Below are 23,486 nucleotides of genomic sequence, written 5' to 3'. Positions count from 1 at the left end.
CGACTACGAAAACGAGTACCGTCATCAATGCTCGACCGCCACCTCCGACCGCGAAGTGGCTTGAACCAGGTCTCCATCAGATCCAGGACGGTTCAATATCAAGGAAGAACAATGTCGACAATGACTCTTCAATGACTTGCTGGTCGATCTCCGGTACTGCCCACCACAGCGCGGTTGATCAACCGTGATGCCTTGCTTGAACCGTCGTCTGGGATACAACAGAGTGACTCGGGGCCCCGCCGTCAACTCACGTTGACCGTGCGGTAACTGGACATCCTCAAACGGAACTTGTGTGCCCGAAGTCTGGTGCTAGCAGCGAGCCTTATTTCCTGCCTTGATTCGAGGCTTAGCTGGGCGGCTGCTTACGCGGGTGAGATCCGTAATAGAAACGACCTTGCCTGGGATTTAGCCCGCGACCCGAGATCGTGTATTCGAGGGGCGGCCCCTTGTCGATGGTAGTGTTCCATCCTCCCACCGATGCGACGGCTGGATGAAAAATCATGCCCGGCAGTAATGCGAATGGGGTGTACACGCGGGGATGGTCCGCCCATTGGTCGGGATCGTCGCCGGCTCCCGCCGGCATCGGTATCTGTATGGACGTGTCAGCCTGATTGAAAGTGACTTCGATTCTGCGCTCGGTGGGCTGCAGCGTGACCGCGAGTACGTCTTCACCGACGACGTCAGACATCTGGCCTGTAGTGCGAACCGCATCCGTCATCAAGGATTGGAACTTGTGCGCCGAGGTGGACCCGTGTCTTTTCAGTGCCTGGCGGAGCATTCCGTGAACGAGTGGATTGTAGGAGCCGACGGCGTTCACATGAAAGGTTTGACTGGGCACGTGTCGTTTGGCTAGTTCGGTGTGTGTTGTTCCTGACTCGCAGTGCACTGTTTCGAACATGACCTGGCGGAGGCGGGGTGTGGCGTGTTGAAGGCCTGCACCGAGGATGGTGGTTGGATAGCGCCGAACGTGTGAGGGGAGCCGAGTATAGGCGTTTTCGATCGCTGCTGAGAGCCGGCTAGTGATTGACCGGTAGTGCATTTTGTCTGCAGGGAGTCCCCAAGCGGAAATTCCGCTTCCAGCAAGATTCTTCTGGCCTGATATTGCTTCGGCGATGAATTGGTCTGTTTGATCGGCCCAGGGATTTCGGACACTGGACCCGCTTAGGATAGGGATCTACTGAAATGAGTCCGACCAGCATGAGCAGATCACGGCGATCTTTCTCGGCAGAGTTCAAGGACGAACTGTGCCGCGAAGTGATCGACTCGTCCAAACCCATCAGTGAAGTCGCCAAGGCCTACGGGGTGGGCGACGACAGTCTGCGGCGGTGGCTGAGCAAGTATCGTGAGACTCACGGCGGCGGCCCCGAGAGCGAACTGACGCTGACCGAGCGTGCGCGTCTGGCGCAGCTCGAACGCGAGAACCGGGAACTGCGTGCCGAGGCAGCCTTCCTGAAAAAAGCAGCATCGTACTTCGCGCGGGAGCCACGATAGTGGCGAAGTACGAGTTCATCGATTCCTATGTCGCGGACGACTCCGCGGCAACACCGATCACCGACCGATGCCGCTGGCTCGAGGTCTCGACCTCAGGATTCTACAACTGGCGCAGCCGACCGCAGTCCGCCACCTCGATCCGCAGAGATGTTCTTGCAGAACAGATCCGAGTGTTCTTCGGTGTATCGCACGGAACGTACGGGTATCGCCGCATCCATGCAGATCTCGCTGATGCCGGCATCGAATGTTCCCCAGAACTGGTTCGGTCGATCATGCGCGAGCACGACCTGATTCCCTGCCAGCCGCGTCCGTTCCGCACCACCACCGATTCGGACCCCAACAGCGACCCGGTCGTGCCGGATCTGTTGCAGCGGGACTTCACCGCGGACCGGCCGGGGATCAAGTTCGTCGGCGACATCACCTACATCCACACCTGGCAGGGGTTCGTCTACCTCGCGACGGTCATCGACTGCTTCTCTCGCAAAGTGGTGGGCTGGTCGATCGCCGATCACATGCGCACCGAGCTCGTCGCGGCTGCGTTGACGAACGCCGCGACAACGACCCTCATCGAGCCGGGAGCGATCTTTCACTCCGACCGCGGCAGTGTCTACACCTCACGCGCCTACCGTGCTCTGGTGAGCTCACTGGGCATGCAGTCCTCGATGGGACGGACCGGGGTGTGCTGGGACAACAGCATGGCCGAAAGTTTCTTCGCGGCGCTGAAGAACGAGTGTGTCTATCGAACGATCTATTCCACCAAAGCCAAAGCGCGAGAGGACATCATCAGGTACATCGAAGGCTTCTACAACCCGCGTCGTCGACATTCAGCGCTCGGGTACCGAATCCCGAACGACGTCCACTACAGTTACCAGCAGGCCGCGATCGCGGCCTGAAAATAGTCATCTCCATTGTCCGAAATCCTCGCGGCAGATCAGTTGGTATGCCGTCCAAGTAGGCGAGGCCGGTGTAGCCGATAACAAGCCAGCAGTCACTAGCGACGACGATTACCGTCTTGTTGCTGGCAATGTCCCACGCTTGGCTTCGGTTCTTGACCCGGCTCGGCACGGTGATCAGTCGGTCGCTTGTGTGAAACACGTGGTGGCCGACCGTCGCAGCCAGGATGAGGGTCACTGTGCAGATACTAGTCTGGCCCCGAGATTACCGTTCTCTCGTTTCGTAACATAAAGAATTACGTTCGCGAGGTTGAGCGATTCAGGCCGCCGCGTCGAGGGGTCGATCTAGACAATAGGTCAGCTAACGTGGGGCGGCCGTATCCTGACGTTGTGTTAACTGCAGTTTTCGTACGGGCGGGGTCGAGAACCACGGCGTCCAAACGCTCACGGCGTAAGCCCCTTCGCCTTTCCATCCATAGTTACCGACCGATAACGAACCGCGCCCCACCCGGAATCTTCAATCCCACTGCATCCGCGACCCGCACAGTAGATCCCGCCGCCAACTCCACTTTCAACACCGTCGAGCCCACCGTCACGTCGGCGATGCTGCGAAATCCGGTTGGCCTTAGACCCGAAACAACCCCACGAATCCCGTTGTCATTCAGCGCAATCAGCTCATGTCGCAACAGCAGCACGGCAGGCCCGGCCGGCAGATAAACTCCGTCGACCTCCAGCTCCCCGAGCTCGGAGCTATGCACCCCAACCCCATCCCACTGCCCCTCGATTTCGTTCATCCCGCCCATCAGTCGCGAGACTGCCAACGTGCTCGGGCGCGTGTAGGCCGTTGCGATATCGGAGTGATGCTCCAATCGGCCGTCGATGAGCACCGCCACCGAATCGGCCAGCACCGCCGCTTCCTGCTGATCGTGGGTGACGAGTAGCAGGGTCTGATCCAGCGTCGAACGCAATTCGCGCACCAGATCGTGCATCTCGGTACGCAACACCGGGTCCAGCGCACTGAATGGTTCGTCCAACAACAACACTCGCGGCGACCCGGCGAGTGAACGCGCCAACGCCACCCGCTGCGCTTGCCCGCCCGACACCTCGGAGACCGCCCGTCCCCCGATGTCACCCAGATGCACCAGGTCGAGGTACTCCCGGGCACGTTCGCGCGAACGCTTGCGACTCTCCCCGGCAGCTCGGTAGGCGAAGCCGATGTTGTCGAGTACCGACATGTGCGGGAACAACATCGGACGCTGAAACACCATTCCGACGCCGCGCTTCTCGGCCGCTGTATCGGTCACCTCGTGGCCGTCGATGTGCACGGTGCCGGCAGTGGGCGAATCCAGTCCCGCGATGAGCCGCAGCGCCGTGCTCTTTCCCGAACCCGACGGCCCGAGAATCGCCGTACACGACCCCGGCGGCACGGTGAGATCCAACGAATCCAGTGCCGCAACCGATTGACCGGTATGGACTTTGGTGAGTCCGTGTACGGACAGTTCGACGCTCATCGTGCACTCCTACGACGCAGCCGGGCCAGCATGAGCACCAGCAACAGCGGCGGCACCACGGCGGCGACCGACAGCGCAGCCACCACCGAATCGTTACCGGTTCCCGCAGCGAACGAGGCGACGAGAATGGGCACGGTGACCAGTCTGCCTCCACCGATCAACAAGGTGATCACGTAGTCGCTCCACGCCACGAGGAACGCGAGCAACGCCGCCCCCGCCAACGCCGGAGCCAGCAGGGGAATGCGAATTCGCCGCAGCACCATGGCACTCGACGCACCGAGAGTGCGTGCCTCCTCCTCGTAGCCGATGTCGTACGCGCCGAACGCCACTCGCATCAGATACGTCGTGTACGGAATGGCCGCAACGGTCAGCAACGCGATCACCGCCACCGTGCTCGGAATGCGTGAGCGCAGCACCAGAACATCGAGTCCCAATGCCACGGCGAACGGGGGAAGGGCAAGCGGCGCGAAGAGGATCCCGGCCACGAAAGCGGGGAAGCGGACAGTACCGTTCACCAGGGCGCGAGCGGCCAACGCGCCCAATGGCGTTGCGATGGCGGCGACGACGAGAGCGAGAAGGGTCGATCGCACGAACGCATCGACGCCACCAGTGTCGAGAGCACTCCTAACGCCGTCGAATCCCCATTCCTGGGGAACCGAACCGGGAAACGACCAGCGATTGCTGATGGCCCACAAGACAACCGGAATCAGCGGCAGCAGGAACCACAGGACCAGAGCGGACCTGCCGACGGCGGGAAGAACCCTTTTCATCTCCACGCTGCCGATCTGCGCAGATAGTGCAGGGCCACGGCGGCCACGACCACCGTCAGCGCGGTAGCGATCGTCGCGGCAGCTGCTGCCTGCGGACGCGTCTGAAGATCGATCGAGGTGAACAGGCGAATTGCCATCACCGACAACGGCTCCGGATACGGTCGACCCAGAATGCGGGCCACCTCGTAGGAGCCGACGGTATAGGCGAACGCGATGGCCGCCGACGCGATCAGCGCGGGACGAGCCAACGGCAGAGTGACCAACCGGAGCCGAGCCCACCGGCCGGCACCCAAGGTCGCCGCCGTCTCTTCGAATGCGGCGACTCGGGTGGCGAGCGTTCCGGCCACGACGACGGCTACGAAAGCCGATTCCTTCCAGGCATATTCGGCGACGACAGCGATCCACCACCGCCCGCCGACCAACTCCGGCCAACCGCCGTCGGTGAGTCCGAGAATGCGGGGCAGCATGCCCGAATCCGCCAGCAACAGGGCCATCGCGGCCGCCCCGATCAAGTGCGGCACCGTGACGGCCAATCCGGCGGCGACCAACGCGGCGCGTCCACCCGACAACGCCGTCAGCGCCGCGGCAAGCCCGATCACCGTGGCCAACGCCGTCGACACGACGGCAATCGACAGCGTCAGCACCACCGAGCGCCACAGGTCATCGCCCAGAGCGGAGTATGCGTCGACCGATAGTTCGGGGGTTCCGACCAACGGCATCAGACCCAGGCTCTGCAGCACCACGGTTCCGAGACCGCCGCCGACGACCAGAACTACCAGCACTACGGCAGGCAAGACCGCCGCCGTGCCGCGAAAGCTCTTCGTGGACGCGCTCACTGACCGGCGAGCACGCTTCGACGCCAACCCTCGTCGACCGGCGAGACCCAATCGGCCGAGAGTTCGGGATGCGCGTTTTCCGACAGCTCCTCGTAGGAGGGCAGAACAGTCGAGCTCGGCAACGCCTCGAACCGGGCTCGGGCGTCATCGGGCAATCGGTCGATATCGAGCACGGTGAACTGCCCCCACACGTCCGGCGTCGCCTTTTCGAGTTGTTGCTCGGGCGACAAAGCAAGATTGGCAACCACCTGAGCCGCGGCCGACTTCCCCGACGTCGACGGAATGGCAAGGAAACTCGCATTCCCGACGGTTCCCTCGTCGAGAGTCAGGACGCGGGTCTCCGGTGGGAAGGTGCCGTCGGCGACGAGCTTCGGGAGGGTTGCGGGGCCGTACGTCATCGTCATGTCGACCTGGCCACCGGCGTAGAGGGCGTCGAGCTCGGAGGAGGACTGCGGGTACGTCGTTCCCTCGCGCCACAGCGACGGGGCGAGCTCGTTCAATTGATCGAACAACGCCGGGGCCAAGCGGTCGTAGGAGTCCTGATCGAACTGAGCGGGAACCTCGTCGACCCCGCCGGAGGCATTGATCAACGCCTCACGCACGAACACCGAGCCGGTGAAGTCCGGGGGAGCGGGGTAGGTGAAGCGACCCGGGTTCGCGCGAGCCCAGTCGAGCACGCCGTCGAATGTCGTCGGCGGATCGGGGATGGCTGCCGCGTTGTAGACGAGGGTGAATTGAGCTTTGTGCCAGGGTGATTCGCAGTTCTCGACCGGAGTGCCGAAGTCGTCGAGCAACAGCTGATCCTCGGGATCGGTCAGTTCCATGTTCGGCAGATTCTGCGGCCAGCCGCACAGCCATGCGCCGGCCTGCTTACCGGTGCCGAAGTTCGCGCCGTTGACCCACACCAGATCCACTTCGCCGTCGGTGACCCCGGCCTGTCGCTCGGACAGGATGCGGTTCACGGCGTCGGTGGTCGATTCCACCGGCACGCGCCGCAGCGTGACACCTTCCGCGGCCGCCGCGGGGGTGAGCACGTCGTCGACGTAGGCATTGCCCTGCTCGTCGCCGCCGTACATCCAGAGCGAGACGGTCTGCCCCTGCGCCTGCTGTTCGATCTCGCTCCACGACTGCGCCTCGGCAATCGGTGCTTCCGAATCCGGCGCAGCGCAGGAGGTCAGCAGCAGCCCTGCGCTCGCCGCAATCGTCACTGCGCACCGTACTGAACGAATCACCGTGGGCCCTCCAGATCAACCGAAGCAGCCATCGTCGACGCTGCCCTCACCACCGTAATCGGTCGAATGAGACAACCGCTGAACACGCGGGCACACGGGTCTTGTGCACAATGGATCCTGACCGCCGGACGAGAGGCACACACCGTGACGCAGGACCGCCCGACGCGTAGTCGCCGCGGCACCACCCTGAAATTGCTCGCGGCTGCCGTGGTCGTCATCGCTCTGGTGATCGTGCTCGGCACCGTCGACCTACCCGATCCGTCGTTAATCCGTGACCGAGTCGCATCGGCCGGGCCGTGGGGCATCGCGCTGTTCGTGGTGCTCTATGCCGTCCTGTCGGCCACTCCGTTCCCCGCCAGCACGTTGACCATCGCGTCGGGACTGCTGTTCGGATTGGCGGTGGGCGCAACCGTCGTGGTGTTCGCCGCCACGATCGGGGCGTATCTCGGGTACTGGGGAGCGCGGGCGCTGGGACGCGGCCAGGTGGCCCGCACCGAATGGGACAGGCTCCGCCGGCTCGACGCCATGCTCGGACGACGTGGATTGCTCTCGGTTCTACTCGTGCGTCTGGTGCCGCTGCCGTTCTCCTTGGTCAACTACGCGGCCGGAGTCAGCGCGGTGGGGCAACGTGACTACGTGGTGGGCACGATGGTCGGCATCGTGCCGGCGACTGTCGCCTACACCGCGCTCGGGGCCTACGGAACGTCTCCATTCTCGTGGCCGTTCGCCATCGCATTGCTCGCAGTACTGGCTATCGCGGCCGGTTCGGCGCTGTTGGCACGCCGCCTGGGTCTCACCGGCGCTGCCGAATGATCGACAGCTTTCTGCGTCGCCACCTCGAAAGCCCGCTCGATCGCTGTGCCCGGGCCCTCGACCGCCCCGCGATCACACCCGACCGCATCACCGCCGCTGGACTGGTGCTCGGCCTCGGCAGTGCACTGGCCGCGGGGCTGCAGTTCTGGTTGCTCGCCTTGGTGTTGTGGATCGTCTCCCGCATCGCCGACGGCCTGGACGGGCCACTTGCGCGTAGGCGTTCCAATACGGCTGGTGCGGGCGGATTCTTCGACATCACCGCCGACTTCGTGGTGTACGGCACCACGGTGGTGGGCGTCGCGGTCGGTGCCTCGGCCGGATACGACGCCCCCTGGTGGCCGTTCTTGCTGGTGCTGTTGGCGTACTACATCAACGGCACCGCGTTCCTGGCGTTCTCCTCGATCGCCGAGCGCACCGGTCGTACCATCGACGACGGTCGATCGCTGTCGTTCCTGGGCGGATTGGCCGAGGGTGCCGAAACCATTGCGGTGCACAGTCTCTGGCTACTGCTGCCCGGTATCTCGTGGCAGATCGCGGTGGTCTGGGCGGCGGTGGTCGCGGTGAGCTCCACCCAGCGAATCATCGCTGGGTATCGCGCGCTCTCCTGATCCACGTGCCGCGCACTTTCGCCAGTGCGGTCGTTGCTCGGGAAATCACCGGAGAACCCAACTGCGCCTTCACGTCTGCTATCGCCGCGTTCCACGGTCCGTCGTTGTACGTCGGATACGGATGGGTGGCTCCGGCTAGGTCACGGGTACGCAGCCCCTGCTCGATGGCGATGATCAGCTCGCCGATCGTCTCGCCCGCTCGCGGTCCCACCACACACGCCCCGACGATGCGACGCTTGGCATCGAGCACCAGCGTCGTCGATCCGTTCGTAGCTTTCTCGGTGACGGCGCGATCGACGTGGTGGTGGTCCAGAATTTGCAGCCGTAGTCCGCGACTGCGAGCGGTCCGCACATCGATTCCCGCCGAGGCGATCTCGGGATCGGTGAACGTCACCCGCGGAGTTCCCGTCGTACTCACTTTTCGGTTCAGACCGAGTGCCGCATTGCTCGCAGCCAGACTGCCGTGCACACCCGCAGTGTGCGTGAACTGAGGATGACCGGTGAGATCTCCGGCCGCCCAGATGCGAGGATTGGTGGTTCGCAGATGCTCGTCGACCTGCACGAATCCGTTGTCGTTCAGTTTCACACCGGCCGCGTCCAAGCCGAGCGACGCGGTTCTCGGAGTCCGTCCGGTGGCGATGAGCACTCGATCGAATGGGATCTCGACACCCGTATCGGTCACGGCCGAGCCGTCGGCGATGCGCACGACGGTGGTGCAGGTCAGCACGCGCACGCCCTCGTCGGTCAACGCCTGCGTCAGGATCGACGAGGCCTCAGGATGCTCGCGGGGAAGGATCGTGGCCGACCGTCCGACGAGGGTGACGTCCGATCCGAGACGCGAGAATGCCTGCGCCATTTCGCAACCCACCGTACCGGCACCGACTATGAGCAGTCGCTGCGGCAAGTCCTTCAGATCCCACAGGGTGTCACTGGTCAGATAGTCCACGTTGTCGATGCCGTCGATCGCCGGCACCGTGGGATGCGCGCCGGTGGTCACGATTGCCTGACCGAAATGCAGTATCCGCGTTCCGACTTTCACCGTGTTCGCACCCGTGAAAACGGCGTCGCCACTGATCACGTCCACCCCGGCTTCGGTGAGTGCCTCCGGCGAATCGATCGGCGCGATCTCGGCGATCGAGCCGTGTACGTGCTGCATAACGCGTGCGAAATCCACAATCGGTGGCTGGGTGACGATGCCGAAGCGGGACGCGGATCGAACCGTCTGTGCCGCCGAGGCCGCCGCGAGCAGTGCTTTGGACGGAACGCATCCGGTCCAGAGGCAATCGCCGCCGGTGCGTTCGCGCTCGATCAGCACGACGCGAACGCCGAAGCCAGCTGCGGTCTTCGCCGCCACGATGCCGGCGGTGCCGCCGCCCACCACGACCACGTCGGCACGGTTCTCGGGCACACTCGAAGACGAACGACGGATTCCCATACTTCCCACTACGCCCGCGCCCTGGAGAGACCCGACATGAGACGACCGACGAAATACACGATGTCGGCCCGCCTGTACGACGTGATCTCCTTCGAATGGCCGGTGTATCGAGCCGGTCGGGAGTCGGCGTTCGAGCTGCTGAATCTGCCTGCGGGAAGCCATGTTCTGGACCTCGGCTGCGGTACGGGTCTGAACTTCGCCGGTTTGCAGCGGATGATCGGACCGACCGGCTCGATCACCGGAGTCGACGCGAGCTCACAGATGCTCGAACAGGCCAGGCGGCGAGCCGACCGAGCCGGCTGGGACAACGTCACGCTGGTCGCCGCCGACGCCACGGCCCTCACCAGCGCGGATCTGGGCGAGGCTGAGTTCGATGCTGCGCTGAGTACGTATGCGCTCTCGCTGATGACGCCGTGGCAGGCGGCTCTCGACTCGATGATCGCGCACACTCGCGAGGGCGGTGCCGTGGCCGTCGTCGATATGCAGCGACCCGTCGGACGGGCGGCGGTGTGGACCCCGCTGGCGAAGCTTGCCTGCCGACTCGGAGGGTCAGACATCGAGGCACATCCGTGGACGACGATGACGCCACGGCTGCATGATCTGTCGACTCGCTCCGTTCGCGGCGGCCACATCCAGGTTCGCGTCGGGACTGTTGTATCTCGCCCAGCAGCGCCGAGTTCGTAACCGACGCTCGCCTGCGTGACGACCGGTGAGTTTTTGCTCGCGCCGAGGTCCACCTGATCATGACGACACAGACCGTTTCCGTTCGCGGTGCGACCCTGACCTACGACGTGATCGGCGAGCTCGAGCCCGGGGCCACGCCCTTGGTGCTCATCGGCTCACCGATGGATGCCAGTGGGTTCGGTACGTTGGCATCGCACTTCCGCGACCGGGTGGTCGTCACCTACGACCCGAGAAATGTCGGACGTAGTCGACGAGACGACGCGACCGCGGCGGTCACCGTCGGCGAACATGCCGACGACCTGCATGCAGTGCTCACCGCCGTCGGCCACGGTCCTGTCGATGTCTTCGCCTCCAGCGGGGGCGCGGTCAATGCGCTGGTTCTCGTCAGCAAGTACCCGTCCGACGTTCGGACGTTGGTGGCCCACGAACCGCCCGCCGGAGGCACTCTGCCGGACCACGAGAACATTGCGGCGGTGTGCGCACACATGGTGGCCACGTACGACGCTCACGGCCGAGGCCCGGCCATGGCCGAATTCATGTCGCTGCTGATGCACGTAGGCCCCATCGACGATGCGTTCTTCGCTCGCCCGGCACCGGACCCGGCGCAGTTCGGCCTTCCGACCGAGGACGACGGAACCCGCGACGATGCCCTGATGTCCAACATGCGCGGGGGAGGCGTCGATTTCGCGCCGGATGTCGATGCATTGCGCGCTGCTCCCACCGCGGTGGTGATCGGCGTAGGGGAAGAATCCGGCGGTCCCGAGGACGGTCACATCGCGGCTCGCGCAGCGTATTCGACTGCAGCGCTCCTCGGATCGGAGCCGATCGTCTTTCCCGGCGGCCACTCGGGCTTCCTCGGCGGCGAATTCGGCCAAACGGGAAAGCCGACCGAATTCGCCGAGACACTACGAAAAGTATTGATCTGAAAGAGATTCCGTCCTACAAAACCAGGAGCAATCATGGGCCTCATCACGTTGGAGCTGTTCGCCACCCTCGACCTCGTCGCACAATCACCCGGAAGCCCCGAGGAAGATCCCGAGAATTTCCCCTACGGTGGCTGGCAGGTTCCTCTGCTCGACGAGGTCTCCGGAGCGCAGGTCGACGCCGCATACGAGGGCACGGACGCGCTCCTGCTCGGGAGGCACACCTACGACATCTTCGCCGCGTACTGGCCGAACCAAAAAGGCTCGTTCGCAACGTTGTTCAACGCCATACCGAAATACGTGGCCTCGCGCGGCACACCCGATCTGCGGTGGGACGGTTCGACTCAACTCGGACCGGACCTGGTCGGCGCGGTGCGCGAAATCCGAGATCGACACGACCACATCAAGGTCGTCGGAAGCCTCGATCTGGTTCAGACTCTGTTGCGCGAGAAGCTCTTCGATCGACTCGATCTGTGGGTGCATCCCATCCTGCTCGGAGTGGGAAAGAGAGTCTTCGCCGACGGCACCGTGCCCAGTAACCTGACGTTGCTCGTGCCACCGGCTGTCGGTGACAAAGGCACTGTCTACCTGTGTTACGGCCTCGATGCCGGAACCCCGGAAGTCGGCAACATGGACGATGTTCTGGGCGAATAATTCTGCGGGTAACTCACTTCTTCTGGCGTCGGCTCCCACCGTGCCAGTCCTGCTGCACGCCCGCCTCGTCCTCCTGAACGCCCAGCGCCTTCAGCTGGGGGAGCTCACGCAGACTGCGCTTCATCTCGGCGAATCCGGGGAAGCGAGCGAGTCCGATCACGTTGTCCCACAGTGGCACTGCCTCTTCGTCGCTGGGTAGACGGCTGATCACCGGCCCGAAGAACGCGACGCCGTCCGGCGGCTCGAAGGCGATGATGGGGGTGCCGACGTCCTTGCCGGTCAGTGAGAGAGCATGATCGGTTTCGGCCTGGATCTCGTCGTCGAGGGACGAATCATCCAGTGCTGCAGTGTGACGGGTGGGCAGTCCGAGTTGTTCGAGGATCGGCCCGAGGAATTCTGCGGTGCCGCGATGGCCGTGGCTCGTAGCGTCGTCGGGCACGACCTCGGTGTCGAAGATGTGGGTGCCGAGGGCCTCGTACAGTGGCCCGATCGCGGCCGACCCGTGCTCACGACGAATATCGGCAGCAGCCCGCAACAGCCGCAGACCCGCGGTGTGCCCGGCCTCGTACTCGGGTGGAAAGTGCGCGTCGTAGTCGATGTGCGAGTTGAGCAGTCGCAGCGAGATGAACCGCCAGTCGACGGTGTAGTCGCGCTGGGCCTGGACCTTGCGAACCCATTTGCTGGTCATCCAGGCGAACGGGCACACCGGATCGAAATAGAACTCGATATCTGTCATCGGGGGGACTCTCCTTATGGGACGTAGGTATTCAGTGTTCACCCAGCAGTGCCGAGCGCTGTTCGGTGACGACGGCCCGGATGGCGTCGACCACCGCCGACACCTCCGGCCGTCGCAGTGTTTCGGTACGGGTGACGAGCCAGTAGGTCAGTTTCACGGCGATGGCGTCGGGCAGGACTCGTCGGAGGTCGGGGTGGCGGTCGGCCATGAAGCACGGCAACAGCCCGATGCCCGCGGATGCGCGGGTGGCCTCGACGTGGACGAAGACGTTGGTGGAGGTGACCGATTCGCGCATCGTCGGGGTGAAGTTGGGGGCCAGATCGAGATCGTCGACGTGCAGCATCGAATCGATGAAGTAGATGAACGGGTGTGCGGAGAGGTCGGCCGGCACCTGCGGAGTTCCGTGGTCCTCCAGATAGTCCTCGGATGCGTAGAGGCCGAGTAGATAGTCCCCGAGCCGGATGGCCTCGGCGCGATGCACTTGCGGTTGGCCGACGACGATCTCGATGTCCAGGCCCGATCGTTGCTGCGACGCGCGCCGGGTGACCGCCACGATTTCCACGGACACCCGCGGATGAGCGCGCTGCACCCGCGCCGCGGCCGGAGCCGCGATGTAGGCGCTGAATCCGTCGGTCGCCGAAATTCGTACGACGCCTTCCAACGCGCCGACATCGCTCGAGACGAGGGTGCGCAGCGCATCCTCGACGGCCTCCGCCGCGGCCAGTGCGCCGCGGCCAAGCTGTGTCAGTTCCCAGCCACCGGCACCACGGGTGAGAACCCGGCCGCCGAGCGTGTCCTCGAGTGCGGCGATGCGTCGGGAAATGGTCGTGTGGTTGATGCCCAGGTCGTCGGCGGCGGAGCTGTAGCGACCGGTACGACTGACAGCGAGCAGCACCAGCAGGTCGTCTGCACTGGGGATCTTCGCGCCACCGAGCGTCATGTGTGCAGTTTTGCAGATCCGACCTGCGTTCATGGCTCTTGCGCCCACAAACATCTGCACCAATACTCAGAGCAACCCGCAGTTGTGTGGTCCATCACATGCATGAACGTGACGTGCTGAGTAACACAGGAGAAAACATGAGCGTCGATCAGCCGCTGACAGAACGACCAGAACCGGATCCCGATGCCACGCCCACAGGCCTGAAGAAGGTCGTCGGGGCGTCGATGGCAGGCACCATCGTCGAGTGGTACGAGTTCTTCCTCTACGGCACCGCCGCAACGCTGGTGTTCAGCAAGATCTTCTTCGCTGCCGGAACCAGTGAGCTCGACGCGATCCTCGCGGCCTTCGTCACCTACGCCGTCGGGTTCGTCGCACGTCCGTTGGGCGGCATCGTCTTCGGCCACTACGGCGACAAGTACGGCCGAAAGAAGTTGCTGCAGTTCAGCCTCGTCCTCGTCGGCGGAGCCACGTTCCTCATGGGCTGCCTACCGACCTTCGAGGCCATCGGCTACTGGGCACCGGGACTGCTGGTGACCCTGCGATTCATCCAGGGCTTCGCCGTCGGCGGCGAATGGGGCGGCGCGGTTCTCCTCGTCGCAGAACACAGCCCGAACAAGTCCCGCGGATTCTGGGCCAGCTGGCCGCAGGCCGGCGTCCCCGCAGGCAACCTGCTCGCCACCGTCGCGCTGCTCGTCCTGACGACCACACTGTCCGACGAAGCCTTCCTCAGCTGGGGCTGGCGCGTCGCGTTCTGGCTCTCCGCCGTCATCGTCTTCGTCGGCTACTACATCCGCACCAAGGTCTCCGACGCCCCGATCTTCCTCGAGGCACACAAGCAGGCCGAGGTCATCAAGGCCGCGTCGTACGGCGTCTTCGAGGTCGTCAAGCGTTACCCGCGTGGCGTGTTCACCGCGATGGGACTGCGCTTCGGTGAAAACGTCATGTACTACCTCGTCGTCACCTTCTCCATCACGTACCTGTCGGTCGAGGTGGGTACCGACACCTCCACGATCCTGTGGTGGATGCTCATCGCCCACGCGATTCACTTCTGCACGATTCCGTTGGTGGGCAAGCTCGCCGACCGCGTCGGACGTCGCCCGGTCTACTTCGCCGGAGCCGTCACCGCAGCAACGTGGGGCTTCTTCGCCTTCCCGATGATGAACAGCGGCCACAACGTCGTCATCATGCTGGCCATCATCATCGGTCTGATGTTCCACGCCTTCATGTACGCCACGCAGCCGGCCATCATGGCCGAGATGTTCCCGACGCGGATGCGGTACTCCGGTGTGTCCCTCGGCTACCAGGTCACCTCGATCGTCGCCGGTTCGCTGGCCCCGATCATCGCGGTCAAGCTGCTCGACATCTACGGCTCGTCCGTCCCGATCGCGGTGTACCTGGCCGTGGCCTGCGCGATCACCGTCGTGGCCGTCGTCGTCGCTCGGGAGACCAAGGGACTGGCGCTGGAAAGCATCGACATCGCCGACGCCAAGAACCTGGCCACCGAGGCCGAGCTGGCGAAGGCCGGTCTGCTCGACAAGACTGCACAGCGATGACCGACCTGAACGGACGCTCCGCCCTCGTCACCGGGGGAGCGTCCGGCATCGGGGCCGCGTGTGCACGCGAGCTCGCCGGTCGCGGTGCCCGCGTCACCGTCGCCGATGTGAACGACGTTGCCGCAAAGGAATTGGCGTCGGAGATCGGTGGAGACGTCTGGTCGGTGGATCTGCTCGACACCACCGCGTTGGACGACCTTCGGTTGGACGTCGACATCCTCGTCAACAATGCGGGTATCCAGACCGTCGCACCGATCGTCGACTTCGACCCGGGCGCATTCCGCAGAATCCAGACGCTGATGGTCGAGGCACCGTTCCTTTTGGTCCGAGCTGCGTTGCCGCACATGTACTCTCGCGGTTTCGGTCGGGTGGTGAACCTGTCCTCGGTGCACGGACTGCGTGCCTCGGAATTCAAGGTCGCCTACGTCACCGCGAAACACGCACTCGAAGGACTGTCGAAAGTGACGGCTCTCGAAGGTGCCGCCCACGGTGTGACGAGCAACTGCGTCAACCCGGGATACGTCCGAACGCCGCTGGTGGAAACACAGATCGCAGACCAGGCCAAGGCACACGGCATCCCCGAGAACGAGGTACTCGAGAAAGTTCTGCTGACCGAGGCGGCCATCAAGCGACTCGTCGAACCGGCCGAAGTCGCCTCACTGGTGGGCTGGTTGACCTCCGAAAACGCCGGCATGGTGACCGGAGCGTCATACACCATGGACGGTGGTTGGTCGGCTCGATAGTTCGGCCCCGCCCCGCGTCAATGGACCACTGCATACGTCTGGCCGCGTCAATGTGACATCGACGCGGAGACGTGAACTGGGTGGATGGACCACTGCCTACGTCTGACCGGTGCAGTGGTCCATTGACGCGAACGGGGTGGGCGCGAACCAGAGCGGGCGGGTGAACAATCTCGCCTCGAACAGCAAGAAGCCCCCGTGACATGTCACGGGGGCTTCTCTGGCGGAGGATAGGGGATTTGAACCCCTGAGGGCGTTAACCCAACCCGCGTTCCAGGCGAGCGCCATAGGCCACTAGGCGAATCCTCCGTGGGGGAGCTTACCCGGTTACCCCCACCATCTCCCAAATCGGGAGGCGCGAAGGGTGGTGATGTGATGTCGGACGGGAGGCGGCTACACTTCCTAACGGATCCCGCGCGGCGCGCATCCTGTGAACTCCCCCAGGGCCGGAAGGCAGCAAGGGTCAATGGGCTCTGCCGGGTGCGCGGGGTCCCCTTTATTTCAGTGACATCGACACTGTCCGGGGAACCCGTCACCGAGAGGCCGCTCCGCATGCCAGCGCAAACCCAGTTGGGTCTGATGAACCATGAGGAGCTTGCCTCCGAGCACGAGCGGCAGAGCGCGAAGTACACGCAGCTCAAAGCCGAGAAGCTCACTCTCGATCTCACCCGCGGCAAGCCGTCGCCCGAGCAGCTCGATCTCGCTGCTGACCTGCTGACGCTTCCGGGTGCGGATTACAAGGACGGCAACGGCACCGACTGCCGCAACTACGGCGGCCTCGCGGGCCTGCCGGAACTGCGTGCCATCTTCGGTGAACTTCTCGGCATCCCGGTGAAGAACTTGCTCGCCGGCAACAACGCCAGCCTCGAGATCATGCAGGACCTGGTGGTCTGGGCGCTGCTGCACGGGCTGCCCGATTCCCCTCGCGCCTGGTCGGCCGAGCCGAACGTGCGCTTCCTCTGCCCTTCGCCCGGCTACGACCGGCACTTCGCGATCACCGAGAGCTTCGGCATCGAGATGATCCCGGTTCCGATGGGACCCGACGGCCCGGACGTGCACGAGATCGCCAACCTGGTGGCGTCGGATCCGCAGATCAAGGGCATGTGGGTGGTGCCGAACTACGCGAACCCCACCGGTGCCGTCTACTCGGAGGACGTCGTTCGCGCGCTGGCCACCATGCCTGCGGCCGCACCCGATTTCCGACTGTTCTGGGACAACGCCTACGCGGTGCATCCATTGACCGAGGAATTCGCGCCGTCGTACGACGTGTTGGGCATGGCCGCCGAGGCCGGGTTCCCCAACCGCCCGTTCGTGTTCGCGTCGACCTCGAAGATCACGTTCGCCGGTGCCGGGGTCAGCTTCCTCGGCAGTTCCGAGGAGAACCTCGCCTGGTACCAGAAGCATTTCGGCAAGAAGAGCATCGGCCCGGACAAGTTGAACCAGCTGCGGCACCTGCGCTTCTTCGGCGATGCCGCCGGTGTGCGGGCCCACATGGCCAAGCATCGCGAGATCCTGGCCCCCAAGTTCGCTCTGGTGCAGCAGATCCTCGAGGACCGGCTCGGTGCGTCGAAGATTGCATCCTGGACCGAGCCCAAGGGCGGCTACTTCATCAGCCTCGACGTGCTCGAGGGCACGGCCGCGCGGTCGATCGCGCTGGCCAAGGAAGCCGGAATCGCTCTGACGGCCGCCGGCTCGGCCTTCCCGTACGGAAAAGATCCGGAAGACAAGAACATTCGCCTCGCCCCGAGCTTCCCGTCACTCGGTGAGCTGGAGAAGTCGATGGACGGCGTCGCGACCTGCGTTCTGCTGGCCGCGACGGAGAAGCTGCTCGAAGGCTGACGCACGTGAGCGGAACTTCGTAGCAGGCTACGAGGTTCCGCTCACATGCGGCGAAGCCGCTCAGTGCCCGACGACTACCGCACCTTCGGGTGCCGACGGCAGTGGCCCACTCTTGAGCAGCGTTGCCGACAGCACCGCGCCGAGCAGGAAGATTCCCGACGCCCACCAGAACGTGGTGGTGTAGCTGGCGATCTCCGCGTTGGCCTGTAGCAGTGCCACATCGGTTGCCGTCGCCATGTTCGAGCTGACGTAGCTGGTCGCCGCATTGGCTGCCACGGTGCTCAGCAGCGCCGTGCCGATCGAGCCGCCCACCTGCTGCATCGTGTTCACCGTTGCCGATGCGACACCGGAATCGTCGGGGTCGACGCCCGAGATTGCGCCCTGCATGGCCGGGGCCATGGTGGCTCCGAGCCCGAGGCCCATGATGACCAGGCCGGGCAGGATGTGCGTGACGTAGCTGCTGTCGACGTCGATCTGCGTCAGCAGTGCCATGCCGATCGAGGCCACGACCAGGCCGGTCGTCATCAGGATGCGGGGTCCGAAGCGAGGCAGGATCAGCGCCGTGGACAGCGTCGCCGTGAGGATCAGCGACGCGATCATCGGCATGAAGGCGAACCCGGTGGTGATGGGCGTGTACTTCAACGTGTTCTGCAGGTAGTACGTCAGGAACAGGAACACCGCGAACATGCCTGCGCCGGTGACGAATACAGCGAGGAACGATCCCGCACGAGTGCGGTTCAGCACGATCCGCAACGGCAACAACGGATGCTCGACGCGCATCTGGATGGTCACGAACACTGCGAGCAGTACGACACCGGCGGCCAGGAATCCGAGGGTGACCGAGTTGCCCCAGCCGTCGGACTCGGCGTGAGCGAAGCCGTAGACGATGGAGAACAGTGCGGCCGAGACGGCGAGGGTGCCGGGGATGTCGAGCTTGGGGCGGACGTCCACCTTGTGCTTGGCCAGGAACAGGAACCCGCCGACGAAGGCGAGTGCGGCGAAGATCAGGTTGACGTACAGGCTCCAGCGCCAGTTGGCCCATTCGGTGAGCATGCCGCCCAGCAGCAGGCCGAGAGCGCCGCCGCCGCCGGCGATGGCACCGAAGATGCCGAATGCCTTGGCGCGTTCCTTGGTGTCGGTGAAGGTGGTGGCCAACAGGGACAGGGCCGCGGGGGCGAGCAGAGCGCCGAAGACACCCTGACCGGCGCGAGCCGCGACCAGCATGCCGAAGTTGACGGCCGCGCCGCCCACAGCCGACATCAGCGCGAAACCGACGAGCCCGATGAGGAAGGTGTTGCGTCGTCCGAAGAGGTCGCTCAGTCGTCCACCGAGCAGCAGCAGGCTGCCGAACGCGAGTGCGTACGAGGTGACGACCCAGGAGCGGTCGGCGTTGTCGAAGCCCAGGTCGAGCTGGGCGGCGGGGAGTGCGATGTTCACGATGGTCGCGTCGAGCACGACCATGAGCTGAGCCAGCCCGAGCGTCGCGAGAATCAGCCAACGATTCCGATGCGAACGTTCGTCGACCGGCGTGGTGTTCGACGTGGCGTCGCCCACGTTCTCCGATGAAAGGGCGGTCATAGTGTCCTCGGTTCGACTATGCGGAGGTGTACCCTCCGGTTGTAGAACAAGGTAGCAGCGAAGTGGAGGAATGTCCTCCGCTTATCGGGTGAAACGGACATCGAATGAGTGTGAGAGCGGACACAGCGGCATCGAAGCCACTTCGGGCTGATGCCGAACGCAATCGACGTCGCATCGTCGACGCGGCCCGCGAACTGTTCGCGTCACACGGCATCGACATCACGCTCGACGACGTCGCGGCGCACGCCAAGGTGGGCGTCGGCACCGTCTATCGGCGGTTCTCGTGCAAGGAAGAACTGATCGACGGCGTGTTCGAGCAGCGTCTCGAAGACATGCTCGCGACCGCCGAACGGGCGCTCGAAGCCGAGGATCCGTGGGACGGGTTGGTGCAGTTCCTCGGCGATGTGTGCGCGGGAATGGCACTCGATCGCGGTCTCGGAGACGTCGTACTCGGGTCCGATCAGGGCTGCCGAGGGATCGCTCAGGTTCGCTCGCGCATCGATCCGTTCTTCGAGAAGATCGTCGAACGAGCACTGGCATCCGGTCAGCTTCGGCCCGACGTCGCCGTCAACGACTTCTATCCGGTGCTCGGCATGATCGGCGCGAGCGTCGAATTCTCCAGCACCGTCGACGCGTCGAACTGGCGACGCTATTTCACCGTGTTGCTCGACGGTCTGCGCGGCGACGGCGTTCCAAGGTCGACGCTGCCGGGGCGGCCCTTCACCAGCGACGAGGTCGATGCGGCCAAGACGGCGATGCATCGTCGTCGACGCTGATCGTGAGGACACCGAACTAGCCCTATGCGTTGTGTGACGCATCACGTAAGGTGCGTCACGATAAGTGCTACACGGGGTAGCGCTCACTTGAAGTCAAGTGATCGACGTTGGGGGTTATCAGGTGCGTTGCAAGCGCGTGTTCGGGTCGGCTGTGGCGGTAGCAGCAGTATTCATGGGGGTGACGGCACCCGCGGTGTCAGCGGCACCCTCGACGGGATCGACCGTCGAATCCGATTTCTACATTCCACCGAGCCCGCTCCCCGCAGGCTCCCCGGGTGACGTGATCCGGTCCGAGCCCTCGCATCTCGCGCTGTCGGTTCCCGGGATCGGTGGCCCACTGCCCGGTGCGGCAACCCGAATCATGTACCGCAGCAACGATTCCAACGGCGAAGCCAATGCTGTCACGGGAACCTACATCGATCCCGCCGCGGAGTGGACCGGGCCCGGCCCGCGTCCGCTCGTCGTCCTCGCCCCGGGAACCCAGGGACAGGGCGATCAGTGCGCGCCGTCGAAGATGCTCAACAACGTCATCACCTACACTCCGCCGCTCGGCTTCATGGTCGAGTACGAGGTGCTCGCGGCATACTCGCTGCTCTCGCAGGGTTACGGCGTGGTCATCACCGACTACGAGGGCCTCGGTACGCCGGGTGCGCACACGTACGTCAACCGCGCGTCGGAAGCTCACGCTGTGCTCGACGCGGCCCGCGCCGCACAGAACCTGCAGGGCACCAAGATTTCCGCCGACGGCCCGGTGGCCGCGTACGGCTACTCGCAGGGCGGCGGAGCAGCCGCTGCTGCAGCGGAACTCGCCGATGAGTACGCACCCGAGATGAACCTCGTCGGCACCTACGCCGGCGCACCTCCCGCAGATCTGAAGGCGACCCTCGAGCAGGTCGACGGCACCATTCTCACCGGAGTCATCGGATACACCCTCAACGGTCTGCTCAACTCCGATCCGGGTCTCCAGCCCATCATCGACGAGAACATCAACGACGCAGGCAAGGCCATGCTGAATCTGGTCGCGAATCAGTGTGTGGGGGAAACGATTCTGAACGTCGGGCTGCACCGCACCAACGAGTACACCAAGACCGGCGAGCCGCTCTCGGTGGTGCTGGACAGGCTGCCGGTCGCTCAGGAGATCCTGGCCAAGAACAAGATCGGTGAGCGGACGCCGAATGCCCCGGTGCTGATTCAGTCCGGTACGTCCGACGACATCGTTCCCCACGGACAGGCCGTCGGACTGGCCGGTGACTGGTGCGGCAAGGGTGCCACCGTGCAACTGAGCGCCGCGCAGGTTCCGGCCATCGTGCCGGGTTCGGGTGCCGGACACCTGATTCCGGATATCCTCGGCCTCGGCGAGGCGCAGAACTGGATCAAGGACCGGTTCTACGGGGTGCCCGCGCCGTCCAACTGCTGATCTTCTCGGTACGGCCCGCGTGAGTCAGCGCGGGCCGTACATGATCACCGCGACGCCGATGAGTGCGATCGACGCTCCGGTGATGTCCCACCGGTCGGGTCGGAAACCGTCGACCACCATTGCCCAGAGCAACGATCCCGCGACGAACACCCCGCCGTACGCCGCCAGAATCCGGCCGAAGTTCGCGTCGGGTTGCAGAGTCGCCACGAAGCCGTAGGCGCCGAGAGCGATCACCCCGGCTCCGGCCCACAGCCACCCGCGATGCTCTCGAATTCCTTGCCATACCAACCATGCTCCGCCGATCTCGAACAGAGCGGCGACGCCGAACAGCACTATCGACTTCAACACAGTCATGGCGTTCAGCGTCGCACAGCGCCGTGGGAGGTGTAGAAACAAGTGTTCGGGGGTAAGGCCTACAGGCCCAACAGGGCCGAACGGTAGGGGTTGAGTACTTCATGCGGGACAGTTACGCCGAGACATTGGATTCGCTGGCGTCGAATTTGTCCGAAATGTCGCGAATCGCTGAGAAGGCGATGGCGGACGCGACTCGATCGTTGTTGACGGCAGACATCGTTCTCGCCGAGCAGACCATCGAATACCGCGAAGAAATCGACATGCTCGCAGTCGAATGGGAGCACGGAGCCTTCGGCTTCCTGGCCCTGCAGGCACCCGTTGCCCACGATCTACGACGCGTCGTCTCGGGCATCAACATCGTCGCCGATCTCCAGCGCATGGGGGGCCTGGCCGTGCACATCGCCGAACTGGTTCGCCGTCGCCATCCCGCGCACGTACTGCCGCCCGAGGTCGAGGGCGTGTTCGAGCAGATGGGTCGCGTTGCCGTCGCGCAGGCCGAGTCCACGCAACGCGTCCTGGAGACCCGAGACGCCGAACTCGCCGCCGACCTGCGAATTCAGGATCAGGAGATGGACGCGCTGCACCGCAGCCTGTTCATGCTGACCTCCGCGCCCGACTGGCCGCACGGCGTTCCTGCCGCAGTGGACATCACGCTGCTCGGGCGCTTCTACGAGCGATACTCCGACCACACCGTCGAGGTCGCCAAACGAGTCATCTTCCTGGTGACCGGCGATCGCCCCACCGACGAGTCATAGTCTGCGCGAACGGCTCGAAGATGGCAGGATCGGCACGATGAAACGTGATGTCTCTGCGTACCTCGATGTCGACGTGACCGAGGCCAGCACCCTCGAGTTCCAGATCGCAATTGCACCGCATCCAGGAACCGATGTGTGGGAAGCACTCTCGTTCACACTCGACGGTCAGCCGATCGAGGCGCAGGAGATCAGCGGTGCTCACGGCACCCGCATCCACAAGATTCACGCCGGCGTCGGCAAGCTCGAGGCGTCGTACTCGGCGACCATCTACGGAAACACCGAGCCCGCTCCGGTCTCCGACTACGACCTCTCGCTGTACCTGCGGCCCAGCCGCTACGCCGAAGCCGACAAGTTCTTCGGCTTCGCAGCAACGGAATTCGGCTCTTACCCGCCGTCGGAGAAGTTGCTCGCCGAGGTGTCCTCGTGGGTCGGCGCGCGGCTGAGCTACGTACCGGGCAGCAGCGACCCCATCGACGGCGCAGTCGACACCCTCCTTGCCGGTGCCGGCGTCTGCCGCGATTACACCCACCTCGTGGTTGCGCTGCTGCGTGCCGTCAACGTCCCTGCTCGCCTGGTCGCGGTGTACGCGCCGGGCTGCGATCCCATGGACTTCCATGCGGTCGCCGAAGCATTCGTCGAAGGCCAGTGGCGAGTGGTGGACGCGACCTGCCTCGCCCCGCGATCGACCCTGGTGCGCATCGCCACCGGACGCGACGCATCCGACACCGCCTTCCTCGACAACCACGGCGGATCGATCATCCTCAACAGCGCCGTCGTCGGAGCCGTCGTCGACGGACCGCTGCCCTTCGACGACATCACGCAGTTGGTGTCGATCACCTAACTGGGTCGCTCCTGCGGGCTTCACTCCTGGCACCTGATCGTGTCGAGTCGGGCCGCGTCAGGCCGCGGCCGCGCGAAACTGTTTCCCTAGGGCTCCCTCGCACGAGG

The 23,486-nt window shown here is 64.3% G+C and carries 23 protein-coding genes, 1 tRNA gene and 1 other RNA gene; 14 read left to right on the top strand and 11 right to left on the bottom strand.

Annotated elements, in window-relative coordinates; genetic code table 11:
• Positions 1-346: 346 nt before the first annotated feature.
• On the bottom strand, positions 347-838 hold the full coding sequence (locus AB0362_RS11300) for a hypothetical protein (protein WP_317810923.1): 492 nt from the start codon (positions 836-838) through the stop codon (positions 347-349).
• A 359-nt stretch (positions 839-1,197) separates the two neighbouring features.
• On the opposite strand from AB0362_RS11300, the gene AB0362_RS11295 reads away from it, so the two are divergent.
• Positions 1,198-2,384, top strand: a protein-coding gene (locus AB0362_RS11295; RefSeq protein WP_269596900.1) for an IS3 family transposase whose coding sequence is annotated in 2 segments (ribosomal slippage) — positions 1,198-1,465 and positions 1,465-2,384 — 1,188 coding nt in all. Because the reading frame shifts where the segments join, the coding sequence is not laid out codon by codon here.
• Positions 2,385-2,863: 479 nt separating this feature from the next.
• Here the strand turns inward: AB0362_RS11295 and AB0362_RS11290 are convergent.
• From AB0362_RS11290 to AB0362_RS11275, 4 genes are read right to left on the bottom strand one after another with little or no spacing between them, the layout of a single operon-like run.
• A complete protein-coding gene (locus AB0362_RS11290) occupies positions 2,864-3,895 on the bottom strand; it encodes an ABC transporter ATP-binding protein (protein WP_317549042.1) in 1,032 nt (343 codons plus the stop codon).
• Positions 3,892-4,665, bottom strand: coding sequence for an ABC transporter permease subunit (locus tag AB0362_RS11285; RefSeq protein ID WP_317549043.1), 774 nt, complete (start codon positions 4,663-4,665; stop codon positions 3,892-3,894). The genes AB0362_RS11290 and AB0362_RS11285 overlap by 4 nt, the downstream gene beginning before the upstream one ends.
• The gene (locus AB0362_RS11280; protein WP_317809485.1) at positions 4,662-5,501 is read right to left on the bottom strand and encodes an ABC transporter permease subunit; all 840 of its coding nucleotides are present in this window, start codon (positions 5,499-5,501) and stop codon (positions 4,662-4,664) included. Before AB0362_RS11280 ends, AB0362_RS11285 begins: the two co-directional genes overlap by 4 nt.
• Positions 5,498-6,709: an ABC transporter substrate-binding protein gene (locus AB0362_RS11275; protein ID WP_317549045.1), complete on the bottom strand. Its 1,212-nt coding sequence runs from the start codon at positions 6,707-6,709 to the stop codon at positions 5,498-5,500. Before AB0362_RS11275 ends, AB0362_RS11280 begins: the two co-directional genes overlap by 4 nt.
• A gap of 168 nt (positions 6,710-6,877) precedes the next feature.
• Between AB0362_RS11275 and AB0362_RS11270 the strand changes: the two genes are divergently transcribed.
• Positions 6,878-7,546, top strand: coding sequence for a VTT domain-containing protein (locus tag AB0362_RS11270; RefSeq protein WP_317549046.1), 669 nt, complete (start codon positions 6,878-6,880; stop codon positions 7,544-7,546).
• On the top strand, positions 7,543-8,154 hold the full coding sequence (locus AB0362_RS11265) for a CDP-alcohol phosphatidyltransferase family protein (protein WP_317549047.1): 612 nt from the start codon (positions 7,543-7,545) through the stop codon (positions 8,152-8,154). The genes AB0362_RS11270 and AB0362_RS11265 overlap by 4 nt, the downstream gene beginning before the upstream one ends.
• Here AB0362_RS11265 and AB0362_RS11260 read toward each other — a convergent pair.
• Positions 8,126-9,562, bottom strand: a complete 1,437-nt coding sequence (locus AB0362_RS11260) for an FAD-dependent oxidoreductase (protein ID WP_317549048.1) — start codon at positions 9,560-9,562, stop codon at positions 8,126-8,128. The two genes, AB0362_RS11265 and AB0362_RS11260, sit on opposite strands and share 29 nt — an antisense overlap.
• 63 nt (positions 9,563-9,625) lie before the next feature.
• Between AB0362_RS11260 and AB0362_RS11255 the strand changes: the two genes are divergently transcribed.
• From AB0362_RS11255 to AB0362_RS11245, 3 genes are read left to right on the top strand one after another with little or no spacing between them, the layout of a single operon-like run.
• Positions 9,626-10,273, top strand: a complete 648-nt coding sequence (locus AB0362_RS11255) for a class I SAM-dependent methyltransferase (protein WP_317549049.1) — start codon at positions 9,626-9,628, stop codon at positions 10,271-10,273.
• A gap of 59 nt (positions 10,274-10,332) precedes the next feature.
• Positions 10,333-11,199 (top strand): alpha/beta hydrolase, encoded by an 867-nt coding sequence (locus AB0362_RS11250; RefSeq protein ID WP_317549050.1) that lies wholly within the window; start codon positions 10,333-10,335, stop codon positions 11,197-11,199.
• 33 nt (positions 11,200-11,232) lie between these two features.
• A complete protein-coding gene (locus tag AB0362_RS11245; RefSeq protein WP_317549051.1) occupies positions 11,233-11,850 on the top strand; it encodes a dihydrofolate reductase family protein in 618 nt (205 codons plus the stop codon).
• 13 nt (positions 11,851-11,863) lie between these two features.
• Here the strand turns inward: AB0362_RS11245 and AB0362_RS11240 are convergent, their stop codons facing one another.
• The gene (locus tag AB0362_RS11240) at positions 11,864-12,586 is read right to left on the bottom strand and encodes a hypothetical protein (protein WP_317549052.1); all 723 of its coding nucleotides are present in this window, start codon (positions 12,584-12,586) and stop codon (positions 11,864-11,866) included.
• Between the two features lie 31 nt (positions 12,587-12,617).
• A complete protein-coding gene (locus tag AB0362_RS11235; RefSeq protein ID WP_149407250.1) occupies positions 12,618-13,526 on the bottom strand; it encodes a LysR family transcriptional regulator in 909 nt (302 codons plus the stop codon).
• A gap of 137 nt (positions 13,527-13,663) precedes the next feature.
• Between AB0362_RS11235 and AB0362_RS11230 the strand changes: the two genes are divergently transcribed.
• On the top strand, positions 13,664-15,079 hold the full coding sequence (locus AB0362_RS11230; RefSeq protein WP_094669902.1) for an MFS transporter: 1,416 nt from the start codon (positions 13,664-13,666) through the stop codon (positions 15,077-15,079).
• Positions 15,076-15,822, top strand: a complete 747-nt coding sequence (locus tag AB0362_RS11225; RefSeq protein ID WP_149407251.1) for a 3-hydroxybutyrate dehydrogenase — start codon at positions 15,076-15,078, stop codon at positions 15,820-15,822. Before AB0362_RS11230 ends, AB0362_RS11225 begins: the two co-directional genes overlap by 4 nt.
• 218 nt (positions 15,823-16,040) lie before the next feature.
• On the opposite strand, the gene AB0362_RS11220 is transcribed toward AB0362_RS11225, so the two are convergent.
• Positions 16,041-16,128, bottom strand: a tRNA-Ser gene (locus tag AB0362_RS11220).
• Positions 16,129-16,223: 95 nt separating this feature from the next.
• Here AB0362_RS11220 and ffs point away from each other — a divergent pair.
• Positions 16,224-16,318: signal recognition particle sRNA small type (gene ffs, locus AB0362_RS11215), an RNA gene on the top strand.
• A gap of 53 nt (positions 16,319-16,371) precedes the next feature.
• On the top strand, positions 16,372-17,658 hold the full coding sequence (locus tag AB0362_RS11210) for an aminotransferase class I/II-fold pyridoxal phosphate-dependent enzyme (protein ID WP_094638959.1): 1,287 nt from the start codon (positions 16,372-16,374) through the stop codon (positions 17,656-17,658).
• A gap of 60 nt (positions 17,659-17,718) precedes the next feature.
• On the opposite strand, the gene AB0362_RS11205 is transcribed toward AB0362_RS11210, so the two are convergent.
• A complete protein-coding gene (locus AB0362_RS11205) occupies positions 17,719-19,236 on the bottom strand; it encodes a DHA2 family efflux MFS transporter permease subunit (protein ID WP_317549053.1) in 1,518 nt (505 codons plus the stop codon).
• 104 nt (positions 19,237-19,340) lie between these two features.
• Here AB0362_RS11205 and AB0362_RS11200 point away from each other — a divergent pair, with 104 nt between their 5' ends.
• Both AB0362_RS11200 and AB0362_RS11195 read left to right on the top strand, forming a co-directional pair.
• Positions 19,341-20,012 (top strand): TetR/AcrR family transcriptional regulator, encoded by a 672-nt coding sequence (locus tag AB0362_RS11200; RefSeq protein ID WP_094671499.1) that lies wholly within the window; start codon positions 19,341-19,343, stop codon positions 20,010-20,012.
• A gap of 172 nt (positions 20,013-20,184) precedes the next feature.
• A complete protein-coding gene (locus AB0362_RS11195; protein WP_149407253.1) occupies positions 20,185-21,429 on the top strand; it encodes a lipase family protein in 1,245 nt (414 codons plus the stop codon).
• A 24-nt stretch (positions 21,430-21,453) separates the two neighbouring features.
• Here the strand turns inward: AB0362_RS11195 and AB0362_RS11190 are convergent, their stop codons facing one another.
• On the bottom strand, positions 21,454-21,783 hold the full coding sequence (locus tag AB0362_RS11190) for a YnfA family protein (RefSeq protein WP_068050448.1): 330 nt from the start codon (positions 21,781-21,783) through the stop codon (positions 21,454-21,456).
• 101 nt (positions 21,784-21,884) lie between these two features.
• Between AB0362_RS11190 and phoU the strand changes: the two genes are divergently transcribed.
• Complete coding sequence (phoU, locus tag AB0362_RS11185; protein WP_068050449.1) at positions 21,885-22,538, top strand: phosphate signaling complex protein PhoU; 654 nt, start codon at positions 21,885-21,887, stop codon at positions 22,536-22,538.
• Positions 22,539-22,575: 37 nt separating this feature from the next.
• On the top strand, positions 22,576-23,379 hold the full coding sequence (locus tag AB0362_RS11180) for a transglutaminase family protein (protein WP_068050450.1): 804 nt from the start codon (positions 22,576-22,578) through the stop codon (positions 23,377-23,379).
• Positions 23,380-23,486 lie beyond the last annotated feature (107 nt).

Origin of the sequence: Rhodococcus sp. NPDC079359 (genome assembly GCF_040702585.1) — a bacterium.
GTDB lineage: Bacteria > Actinomycetota > Actinomycetes > Mycobacteriales > Mycobacteriaceae > Rhodococcoides.
The sequence above is the reverse complement of the archived record's forward strand: the minus strand, read 5'-3'. Positions and strand labels throughout refer to the sequence as shown.